Origin of the sequence: Scandinavium hiltneri (assembly GCF_024764835.1) — a bacterium.
GTDB lineage: Bacteria > Pseudomonadota > Gammaproteobacteria > Enterobacterales > Enterobacteriaceae > Scandinavium > Scandinavium hiltneri.
The window spans coordinates 124,179-135,112 of sequence record NZ_JALIGE010000074.1 but is presented as its reverse complement, the minus strand read 5'-3'; the positions used below and the strand labels follow the sequence as shown (position 1 = coordinate 135,112).

Sequence of the window (10,934 nt, the reverse complement as noted above, 5' to 3'; positions counted from 1 at the left end):
TCATCACACTAACGAGCAGGAGAGACCCCCACGGAGAGAAAATTCACCCACTACGCTAACATTTTTCCCAGCCATTTTCCTGCGCCGTAAACCCCAATGCCTGCATAAACGCCGCCATCACGCCTCTGTCTTCCACGCCGACATCCGCCATCCACCAACTGTCGATGCCAGGATTATCACGCAGCACTTCTTCCAGCAGATATTTCCCTACGCCGCGGCGACGGGTGACTTCGCGTATCCGCATGGAATCCAGCGCGCCCTGCGTGCCTTGCAGCGTCACGCGTACCGCGCCGAGCTGGCGTTCATTAAACCGCGCCGCATAGATCCGATGCTGATCGTCCATCTGCAAAGACGTCGCACTGTATTCTGGCCAGATCTTGCCCAGATCGATGAGGTCCTGCTCGCTGAGCGTGGTCAGCCTGATTACTGTCAGTTTCATGTGAAGCCACCTGTAAAAAATAATGCCCCGAGTTTATCTAATTTCTCGGCTCGCTGATTTCTATTTTTATGTTGAATGCCAGCGGATTCGTTTTCTTCTTACTGTTCGAAGTAGCGCAATGCGTTATGGATCGAAAAATAAGCAGAATTTTAACCTGGAAGGTAGTGATTTATCCCGCTCTTTGTAACCTTATTTTATGCTGAAAACGGCGCTTTTTTTTGTTTAACTCTGTCTGAATACAGAATATTATCTTTGCTTAATCGACTGAAAAATAGAGATTTTAGTCTGGTTTTTGGCAAATAACATCGCTAAACCATTAAAGAGACTGGTAAAAGTAGCGTTGTGCATTAAAAGCACAGAATGCTTTTTAACCAAATAAATACAAAATATATACAAACAACATCACGAATGGGGATTGAAGATGAAACGGAATGCGAAAACATTGATTGCGGGAATGATTGCCCTGGCCATGTCGCCGTCAGCAATGGCAAAAGACATTAAGGTCGCCGTGATTGGTGCAATGTCTGGCCCGGTTGCACAGTGGGGCGACATGGAGTTCAACGGCGCGCGTCAGGCAATTAAAGACATCAATGCCAACGGCGGCATCAAAGGCGACAAACTGGTCGCCGTGGAATATGACGATGCCTGCGATCCAAAACAGGCCGTGGCGGTTGCCAACAAAGTGGTCAACGACGGCATCAAATACGTTATCGGTCACCTCTGTTCATCTTCTACTCAGCCAGCGTCTGATATCTACGAAGACGAAGGCATTCTGATGATTACCCCAGGTGCCACCAACCCGGAACTGACGCAGCGCGGCTATCAGTTCATCATGCGCACCGCGGGTCTCGACTCCTCGCAGGGGCCAACCGCCGCGAAATACATTCTGAATAACGTGAAGCCTAAGCGCATCGCCATCATCCATGACAAACAGCAGTACGGCGAAGGCCTGGCGCGCTCCGTACAGGACAGCCTGAAGAAAGGTGGTGCGAACGTGGTGTTCTTCGACGGTATCACCGCTGGCGAAAAAGACTTCTCCGCGCTGGTGGCGCGTCTGCAAAAAGAAAACATCGACTTCGTTTACTACGGTGGCTACTACCCGGAGATGGGGCAGATCCTGCGTCAGGCGCGTTCCGTAGGCCTGAAAACGCAGTTCATGGGTCCGGAAGGCGTGGGTAACGCTTCCCTGTCGAACATCGCGGGTGCCGCGGGCGAAGGGATGCTGGTGACGATGCCGAAACGCTATGATCAGGATCCGGCGAACAAAGGCATCGTTGATGCGCTGAAAGCCGAGAAAAAAGATCCGAGCGGCCCGTACGTGTGGATAACCTATGCCGCCGTCCAGTCTCTGGCGACCGCCATGGACCGCACCGGCAGCGAAGATCCGCAGGCGCTGATTAAAGATTTAAAAACTCACGGCGCGAAGACCGTGATTGGGCCGCTGAACTGGGATGAGAAAGGCGATCTGAAGGGATTTGAGTTTGGTGTCTTCCAGTGGCATGCGGATGGTTCGTCCTCCGTCGCCAAATAATGAGACAACCACTCGAATTATGTCGAGTGGGATTTAGCATCCGACGAGTCGGGTTCAAAAGGTTACCTTATGTCAGAGCAGTTCCTCTATTTCCTGCAGCAGATGTTTAACGGCGTCACGCTGGGAAGCACCTATGCACTGATCGCCATCGGTTACACAATGGTGTACGGCATTATCGGGATGATCAACTTCGCCCACGGCGAGGTGTACATGATCGGCAGCTATGTGTCGTTTATGATCATCGCCGCGCTGATGATGATGGGTATCGACACCGGCTGGCTGCTGGTGGGCGCCGGATTCGTCGGGGCGATTATCATCGCCAGCGCCTACGGCTGGAGCATTGAACGTGTGGCCTATCGCCCGGTTCGCAGCTCTAAACGTCTGATCGCCCTGATCTCCGCGATCGGGATGTCCATCTTCCTGCAAAACTACGTCAGTCTGACGGAAGGCTCGCGCGATATCGCGCTGCCAAGCCTGTTTAACGGCCAGTGGATTATCGGCAGCAGCGAAAACTTCGCCGCCAGTATCACCACAATGCAGCTCGTTATCTGGATTGTGACCTTTGTGGCGATGCTGGCTCTGACGGTGTTTATCCGCTATTCCCGCATGGGCCGCGCCTGTCGCGCCTGCGCAGAAGACCTGAAAATGGCGAGCCTGCTCGGCATCAACACCGACCGCGTTATTGCCCTGACGTTCGTTATCGGCGCGGCAATGGCGGCGGTGGCGGGCGTGCTGCTCGGTCAGTTCTACGGCGTAATTAACCCGTACATCGGCTTTATGGCCGGGATGAAAGCCTTTACTGCTGCGGTTCTCGGTGGGATCGGCAGTATTCCAGGCGCGATGATCGGCGGCCTGATTCTGGGCGTGGCCGAGGCGCTGTCCTCCGCTTACCTGAGTACCGAGTACAAAGACGTGGTGTCGTTCGCGCTGCTGATTGTGGTGCTGCTGGTGATGCCGACCGGGATCCTGGGTCGTCCGGAGGTAGAAAAAGTATGAAACCGATGCATTTTGCGATGGCGCTGCTTTCAGCCGCCATGTTCTTTGTGCTGGCGGGCGTCTTCATGGGTGTTCAGCTGGAGTTGGATGGCACCAAACTGGTGGTTGATACCGCCGCTGACATCCGCTGGCAGTGGATTTTCATCGGCACCGCGGTGGTGTTTTTCTTCCAGCTCCTGCGCCCAATGGTGCAGAAGGGCCTGAAAAACGTGTCCGGTCCGAAGCTGGTACTGCCTGCGATTGACGGTTCTACCGTTAAACAGAAGCTGTTTCTGATTGCCCTGCTGGTTATCGCCGTGGCGTGGCCGTTCATGGTGTCTCGCGGTACCATCGATATCGCCACTCTGACCATGATCTACATTATTCTTGGTCTCGGTCTGAACGTGGTCGTGGGCCTGTCTGGTCTGCTGGTGCTGGGCTACGGCGGTTTCTACGCCATCGGCGCGTACACCTTTGCGCTGCTGAATCACTATTACGGTCTCGGCTTCTGGACCTGTCTGCCACTGGCGGGCCTGGTTTCAGCTGCCGCCGGTTTCCTGCTCGGCTTCCCGGTGCTGCGTCTGCGCGGCGACTATCTGGCGATTGTGACCCTCGGCTTCGGTGAAATTGTGCGTATTTTGCTGCTCAATAACACCGAAATCACCGGCGGCCCGAACGGGATTAGCCAGATCCCGAAACCGACGCTGTTTGGCCTGGAGTTCAGCCGTACCGCGCGCGAAGGTGGCTGGGATACCTTCAGCAACTTCTTCCACCTCAAGTACGACCCGAACGACCGCGTGATTTTCCTTTACCTGGTGGCGCTGCTGCTGGTGGTCTTTACCCTGTTTGTAATCAACCGCCTGCTGCGGATGCCACTGGGCCGCGCGTGGGAAGCGTTGCGTGAAGATGAAATCGCTTGCCGTTCGCTGGGGCTGAACCCGACACGCATCAAGCTGACTGCCTTCACCATCAGCGCCGCGTTTGCCGGTTTCGCCGGGACGCTGTTCGCCGCCCGCCAGGGCTTTGTCAGCCCGGAATCCTTCACCTTCGCCGAATCGGCGTTCGTGCTGGCGATTGTGGTGCTGGGCGGAATGGGCTCGCAGTTTGCGGTGATCCTCGCAGCGGTGCTGCTGGTGGTATCACGCGAACTGATGCGTGATTTCAACGAATACAGCATGTTAATGCTGGGTGGGTTGATGGTTCTGATGATGATCTGGCGTCCACAAGGCTTGCTGCCGATGACCCGTCCACAGCTGAAACTGAAAAGCGGACAGACCAAAGGAGAGCAGGCATGAGTCAGCCATTATTATCCGTTAACGGCCTGATGATGCGTTTTGGCGGCCTGCTGGCGGTCAATAACGTCAATCTTGAACTGCACCCGCAGGAAATCGTCTCGCTGATTGGCCCGAACGGTGCCGGGAAAACCACAGTTTTCAACTGCCTGACCGGTTTCTATAAGCCAACGGGCGGCAGCATCATGCTGGGCGACAAGCATCTTGAAGGCCTGCCAGGCCAGAAAATTGCGCAGATGGGCGTGGTGCGTACTTTCCAGCACGTGCGCCTGTTCCGCGAAATGACGGTGATTGAAAACCTGCTGGTAGCGCAACATCAGCAGCTGAAAACCGGCGTGTTTTCCGGGCTGCTGAAAACGCCATCGTTCCGCACAGCGCAGAGCGAAGCGCTGGACCGCGCCGCGACGTGGCTCGATCGTATCGGCCTGCTGGCACACGCAAACCGTCAGGCGAGCAACCTGGCCTACGGCGATCAGCGTCGTCTGGAAATCGCGCGCTGCATGGTGACACAGCCGGAAATCCTGATGCTTGATGAACCGGCAGCAGGGCTGAACCCGAAAGAAACCAAAGAGCTGGATGAGCTGATTGCCGAACTGCGCAGCCATCACAACACCTCCATTCTGCTGATTGAGCACGACATGAAGCTGGTGATGGGTATTTCTGATCGTATTTACGTCGTGAATCAGGGAACGCCGTTGGCTAACGGCACGCCGGAAGAGATCCGCAATAATCCTGACGTTATTCGCGCCTATCTGGGTGAGGCATAAGATGGAAAAAGTCATGTTGTCCTTTGACAAAGTCAGTGCCCATTACGGCAAAATTCAGGCCCTGCACGAGGTCAGCCTGCATATCAATCAGGGTGAAATCGTGACTCTGATTGGCGCGAACGGCGCGGGGAAAACCACGCTGCTCGGCACACTGTGCGGTGACCCACGCGCCTCCAGCGGGCGTGTGACCTTTGATGGCAAAGATATTACCGACTGGCAGACCGCGAAAATCATGCGTGAAGCGGTTGCGATTGTGCCAGAAGGGCGTCGCGTGTTTTCCCGCATGACCGTGGATGAGAACCTGGCGATGGGCGGCTTTTTTGCCGAACGTAGCGAGTATCAGACGCGTATTAAGTGGGTATACGAACTGTTCCCGCGCCTGTGGGAGCGTCGTGTCCAGCGTGCGGGCACCATGTCCGGCGGGGAGCAACAGATGCTGGCGATAGGCCGCGCGCTGATGAGCCAGCCGCGTCTGCTGCTGCTCGACGAGCCGTCGCTGGGTCTGGCGCCGATCATCATTCAGCAGATTTTCGACACCATTGAGCAACTGCGCAAAGAGGGAATGACCATCTTCCTCGTCGAGCAGAATGCCAACCAGGCGCTGAAACTCGCTGACCGCGGTTACGTGCTGGAAAACGGTCACGTGGTGCTGGAAGATACCGGCGACGCGCTGCTGGCCAACGAGGCGGTGCGGAGCGCCTATCTCGGCGGTTAATCCTTTGTGCCCGGCGGGGCTGTCGCTTGCCGGGCCAACAGCATACTGAATCGCCACCTGTCACCCGGTTTTTTTGTCTCCTTTTCGCCACGCTAACGTCACCGTTTCATCACCTTTTTGAAGCCTGGCTGTCACCGCTTCGTCATCTTTCGTCTCTATTTCTGTCATACGCACATGTCATGTTGTGTTGCGAACAAAAACGCGTGATTACGCGCATCCGGCACAACAAGAGAGATAACCGAATGACATCGTTACGACACACCGCTTTAGCTCTGACGCTGGGTCTGGCCTTTGCCTCCCAGGCCATGGCTGTCACCACCGTTCCGTTCTGGCATTCCATGGAAGGGGAGTTGGGCAAAGAAGTTGATTCCCTCGCCCAGCGTTTTAACGACACCCATCCTGATTACAAAATTGTGCCGGTTTATAAAGGCAACTACGAACAGAGCCTGGCGGCCGGGATTGCGGCCTTCCGCACCGGTAACGCGCCGGCTATTTTGCAGGTTTATGAAGTCGGCACCGCGACCATGATGGCGTCGAAGGCCATCAAACCCGTGTACGAAGTGTTTAGCGATGCGGGCATTGCGTTCGACGAGTCGCAGTTTGTGCCGACGGTATCGGGCTACTACACCGATTCCAAAACCGGCCACCTGCTAAGCCAGCCGTTTAACAGCTCAACGCCGGTGCTGTACTACAACAAAGACGCGTTCAAAAAGGCCGGATTAAATCCGGACCAGCCACCGAAAACCTGGCAGGACCTGGCGGACTACACCGCGAAGCTGAAAGCGGCAGGCATGAAGTGCGGCTACGCCAGCGGCTGGCAGGGTTGGATCCAGCTGGAAAACTTCAGCGCCTGGAACGGCCTGCCGTTTGCGACCAAAAACAATGGCTTTGACGGCACCGACGCGGTACTGGAATTCAACAAGCCGGAGCAGGTGAAGCACATTGCGATGCTGGAAGCGCTGAACAAGAAGGGTGATTTCAGCTACTTCGGGCGAAAAGATGAGTCCACCGAAAAGTTCTACAACGGTGACTGCGCCATTACCACCGCCTCTTCCGGGTCGCTGGCGGACATTCGTCAGTACGCCAAATTTAACTACGGCGTGGGCATGATGCCGTACGACGCTGACGCCAAAGGTGCGCCGCAGAACGCCATTATCGGCGGAGCCAGTCTGTGGGTAATGCAGGGCAAAGACAAAGAGACCTACAAAGGCGTGGCGGAGTTCCTCGACTTCCTGACCAAACCGGAAATCGCTGCCGAATGGCACCAGAAAACCGGCTATCTGCCGATCACGACCGCGGCCTACGATCTGACCCGTCAGCAGGGTTTCTACGACAAGAACCCGGGGGCGGATATCGCCACGCGTCAGATGATGAACAAGCCGCCGTTGCCATTCACCAAAGGTCTGCGTCTGGGCAATATGCCGCAGATTCGCACTATTGTGGATGAAGAACTGGAATCGGTATGGACCGGCAAGAAAACCCCGCAACAGGCGCTTGATGCCGCCGTCGAGCGTGGGAATCAGCTGCTGCGACGCTTCGAGAAATCAACGAAATCGTAATGAATGAAATGCCCGGTGGCGCTGCGCTTACCGGGCCTACGCACGGCCTCGTGTAGGCCGGGTAAGGCAACGCCGCCACCCGGTATTTTTTGGAAAAGAGTCTATCTATGTCCTCATCTCGTCCGGTATTTCGCTCGCGCTGGCTGCCCTATCTGCTGGTCGCGCCGCAGCTCGCCATTACCGTCATTTTCTTTATCTGGCCTGCGGGCGAAGCGCTGTGGTATTCGCTGCAGAACGTCGATCCGTTCGGGCTTTCCAGTGAATTTGTCGGCTTCGATAATTTTATCGCTCTGTTCCACGACAGCTACTACCTCGACGCATTCTGGACCACCCTGAAATTCAGCGGTATGGTCACTATTAGCGGCCTGATGGTGTCGCTGTTTTTCGCCGCGCTGGTTGATTATGTGGTGCGCGGCAGCCGTATATACCAAACCCTGATGCTGCTGCCCTACGCCGTCGCCCCGGCCATCGCCGTGGTGCTGTGGATTTTCCTCTTCAACCCCGGTCGCGGGCTGATCACCCACTGGCTGGATATGGTGGGCTATAACTGGAACCACGCGCAAAACAGCGGCCAGGCGATGTTCCTGGTGGTGTTCGCCTCGGTGTGGAAGCAAATCAGTTACAACTTCCTGTTCTTTTTTGCCGCATTGCAATCCATTCCTCGCTCGCTGGTGGAAGCCGCCGCCATTGACGGCGCAGGCCCGGTGCGCCGCTTCTTTGCGATTGCGCTGCCGCTGATTGCCCCGGTAAGTTTCTTTCTGCTGGTGGTCAATCTGGTGTACGCCTTCTTCGACACCTTCCCGGTGATTGATGCGGCGACGGCGGGCGGCCCGGTACAGGCCACCACCACGCTTATCTACAAAATTTACCGCGAAGGCTTTGCCGGGCTGGACCTGTCCGCGTCGGCGGCGCAGTCGGTAGTGCTGATGGGGCTGGTGATCGGGTTAACGGTGGTTCAGTTCCGTTACGTAGAAAGTAAGGTGCGCTATCAATGATTGAACATCGTCGCGGGCTGACCTGGTTCAGCCACATCATGTTGATTCTGGGGATTGCAGTGATCCTGTTCCCGCTGTACGTCGCGTTTGTCGCGGCCACGCTGGATGACAAAGCCGTTTTCGCCACACCGATGACGCTTATCCCCGGCTCGCATCTGCTCGAGAACATGAAAACCATCTGGCTACAGGGCGTCGGGGCCAACAGCGCGCCATTCTGGCTACTGTTGCTCAACAGCTTCGTCATGGCCTTCACCATCACGGTGGGCAAAATCGCGGTGTCGATGCTTTCAGCCTTTGCCATCGTCTGGTTTCGCTTTCCGCTGCGTAACCTGTTCTTCTGGATGATTTTTATCACCCTGATGCTGCCGGTTGAAGTGCGAATTTTCCCGACGGTGGAAGTGATAGCCAACCTCAAATTGCTCGACAGCTATACCGGCCTGACGCTGCCGCTGATGGCCTCGGCAACCGCCACTTTCCTGTTCCGCCAGTTCTTTATGACGCTGCCGGATGAACTGATGGAAGCGGCCCGAATCGACGGCGCGTCGCCGATGCGCTTTTTCCGCGACATCGTGCTGCCGCTGTCGAAAACCAATCTGGCGGCGCTGTTCGTCATCACCTTTATCTATGGCTGGAACCAGTATCTGTGGCCGTTGCTGATCATCACCGATGTGAATCTCGGCACGGCGGTGGCGGGTATCAAAGGGATGATAGCCACCGGGGAAGGCACCACGGCGTGGAATCAGGTGATGGCGGCGATGCTGCTGACGCTTGCCCCGCCCGTTATTATCGTATTAGCCATGCAGCGTGCGTTCGTGCGTGGTTTAGTGGACAGTGAGAAATAAGATGGCTGGACTGAAACTACAGGCTGTAACCAAGAGCTGGGACAACGGCAAAACTCAGGTGATCCAGCCGCTGACGCTGGACGTGTCCGACGGCGAGTTTATTGTGATGGTTGGCCCGTCAGGCTGCGGCAAATCGACGCTGCTGCGCATGGTGGCCGGGCTGGAGCGCGTTTCCGGCGGGGATATCTGGATTGACCGCCAGCGCGTGACCGAGCTGGAACCAAAAGAGCGTGGCATCGCGATGGTGTTCCAGAACTACGCCCTGTATCCGCACATGAGCGTGGAAGAAAACATGGCCTGGGGCCTGAAAATTCGCGGCATGGGCAAAAGCCATATCGCCGAACGCGTGAAGGAGGCGGCACGTATTCTGGAACTGGATGCGTTACTCAAACGCCGTCCGCGCGAGCTGTCAGGCGGGCAGCGCCAGCGCGTGGCGATGGGGCGCGCTATCGTGCGCGATCCGGCGGTGTTCCTGTTTGATGAACCGCTGTCTAATCTCGATGCCAAACTCCGCGTGCAGATGCGCCTCGAGCTGCAACAATTGCACCGTCGTCTGAATACGACGTCGCTGTATGTAACGCACGATCAGGTGGAAGCGATGACCCTCGCCCAGCGGGTGCTGGTGATGAACAAAGGCATTGCCGAGCAAATTGGCACCCCGGTTGAAGTGTATGAAAAGCCTGCCAGCCGCTTTGTGGCGAGCTTTATCGGCAGCCCGGCGATGAACCTGCTCGACGGGCGCGTGAGCCCATCGGGCACGCATTTTGAACTCGAGAGCGGCATGGCACTGCCCTTGAACTGGCTGTATCGCGGCAACGCCGGACGCAGCATGACGCTGGGTATCCGTCCGGAACATATTGCGCTAAGCTCGCAGGCTGAAGGTGGCGTACCGCTGGTGATGGATACGCTGGAAATTTTGGGTGCAGATAACCTCGCGCATGGTCGCTGGGGTGAGCAAAAAATGGTGGTGCGTTTACCGCATCAGCAGCGCCCGACGGCAGGCACCACGCTGTGGCTGCATCTGCCGGAAAATCATCTGCACCTGTTTGATGGTGAAACAGGACAACGAGTATGAGCAACTGGCCTTATCCCCGCATCGTCGCCCACCGTGGCGGCGGTAAACGGGCTCCGGAAAACACCCTTGCGGCGATTGACGTGGGCGCGCGCTACGGCCACATGATGATCGAGTTTGACGCTAAGCTGTCAAAAGATGGGCAGATTTTCCTGCTGCATGACGACAATCTCGAGCGCACCAGCAACGGCTGGGGCGTGGCGGGTGAACTTGAGTGGAACAAACTGCTGCACGTTGATGCCGGAAGCTGGTTTAGTCACGAGTTTAAAGGTGAGCCGCTGCCGCTGCTGTCGCAGGTGGCGGAGCGCTGCCGTGAGCACGGCATGATGGCCAATATCGAAATCAAACCCACCACCGGCACTGGGCCGCTGACCGGTAAAATGGTCGCCCTGGCGGCGCGTGAGCTGTGGGCAGGCATGACGCCGCCGCTACTCTCATCGTTTGATATCGACGCGCTGGAAGCCGCACAAGACACGGCACCTGAACTGCCTCGCGGACTGTTACTCGATGACTGGCGCGACGACTGGCAGGCATTGACCACGCGGCTGGGATGCGTGTCGATTCACGTTTTTCACAAGTTGCTGGATGAGGCGCGGGTGAAGATGTTGAAAGCGGCGGGGCTGCACATTCTGGTGTATACAGTGAACAAACCCCAGCGGGCATCAGAACTGCTGCGCTGGGGCGTGGATTGCATCTGCACCGATGCAATTGACGTTATCGGGCCTGACTTCCGTTAAGCCCACTCAC

General features: G+C 56.6%; 11 protein-coding genes. 10 read left to right on the top strand and 1 reads right to left on the bottom strand.

Features of this window, described 5'->3' with window-relative positions; translation table 11 throughout:
* Positions 1-55: 55 nt before the first annotated feature.
* Complete coding sequence (gene panM / locus MUU47_RS13615) at positions 56-439, bottom strand: aspartate 1-decarboxylase autocleavage activator PanM (RefSeq protein WP_258988702.1); 384 nt, start codon at positions 437-439, stop codon at positions 56-58.
* Between the two features lie 421 nt (positions 440-860).
* On the opposite strand from panM, the gene livK reads away from it, so the two are divergent.
* From livK to ugpQ, 10 genes are all read left to right on the top strand, one after another.
* Positions 861-1,970, top strand: coding sequence for a high-affinity branched-chain amino acid ABC transporter substrate-binding protein LivK (gene livK / locus MUU47_RS13610; RefSeq protein ID WP_258988701.1), 1,110 nt, complete (start codon positions 861-863; stop codon positions 1,968-1,970).
* 69 nt (positions 1,971-2,039) lie between these two features.
* Positions 2,040-2,966, top strand: coding sequence for a high-affinity branched-chain amino acid ABC transporter permease LivH (gene livH / locus MUU47_RS13605; protein WP_125354955.1), 927 nt, complete (start codon positions 2,040-2,042; stop codon positions 2,964-2,966).
* Complete coding sequence (livM, locus tag MUU47_RS13600; RefSeq protein WP_258988700.1) at positions 2,963-4,240, top strand: branched chain amino acid ABC transporter permease LivM; 1,278 nt, start codon at positions 2,963-2,965, stop codon at positions 4,238-4,240. Before livH ends, livM begins: the two co-directional genes overlap by 4 nt.
* Positions 4,237-5,004, top strand: coding sequence for a high-affinity branched-chain amino acid ABC transporter ATP-binding protein LivG (gene livG, locus MUU47_RS13595; protein ID WP_258988699.1), 768 nt, complete (start codon positions 4,237-4,239; stop codon positions 5,002-5,004). Before livM ends, livG begins: the two co-directional genes overlap by 4 nt.
* A 1-nt stretch (position 5,005) precedes the next feature.
* Positions 5,006-5,719: a high-affinity branched-chain amino acid ABC transporter ATP-binding protein LivF gene (gene livF, locus MUU47_RS13590; protein WP_258988698.1), complete on the top strand. Its 714-nt coding sequence runs from the start codon at positions 5,006-5,008 to the stop codon at positions 5,717-5,719.
* 242 nt (positions 5,720-5,961) lie between these two features.
* Positions 5,962-7,278, top strand: a complete 1,317-nt coding sequence (gene ugpB / locus MUU47_RS13585; protein ID WP_258988697.1) for a sn-glycerol-3-phosphate ABC transporter substrate-binding protein UgpB — start codon at positions 5,962-5,964, stop codon at positions 7,276-7,278.
* Positions 7,279-7,385: 107 nt separating this feature from the next.
* A complete protein-coding gene (ugpA, locus tag MUU47_RS13580) occupies positions 7,386-8,273 on the top strand; it encodes a sn-glycerol-3-phosphate ABC transporter permease UgpA (RefSeq protein ID WP_258988696.1) in 888 nt (295 codons plus the stop codon).
* Positions 8,270-9,115, top strand: a complete 846-nt coding sequence (ugpE, locus tag MUU47_RS13575) for a sn-glycerol-3-phosphate ABC transporter permease UgpE (protein WP_258988695.1) — start codon at positions 8,270-8,272, stop codon at positions 9,113-9,115. Before ugpA ends, ugpE begins: the two co-directional genes overlap by 4 nt.
* Before the next feature lies 1 nt (position 9,116).
* Complete coding sequence (locus MUU47_RS13570; RefSeq protein WP_258988694.1) at positions 9,117-10,190, top strand: sn-glycerol-3-phosphate import ATP-binding protein UgpC; 1,074 nt, start codon at positions 9,117-9,119, stop codon at positions 10,188-10,190.
* On the top strand, positions 10,187-10,924 hold the full coding sequence (ugpQ, locus tag MUU47_RS13565) for a glycerophosphodiester phosphodiesterase (RefSeq protein ID WP_258988693.1): 738 nt from the start codon (positions 10,187-10,189) through the stop codon (positions 10,922-10,924). The genes MUU47_RS13570 and ugpQ overlap by 4 nt, the downstream gene beginning before the upstream one ends.
* Positions 10,925-10,934 lie beyond the last annotated feature (10 nt).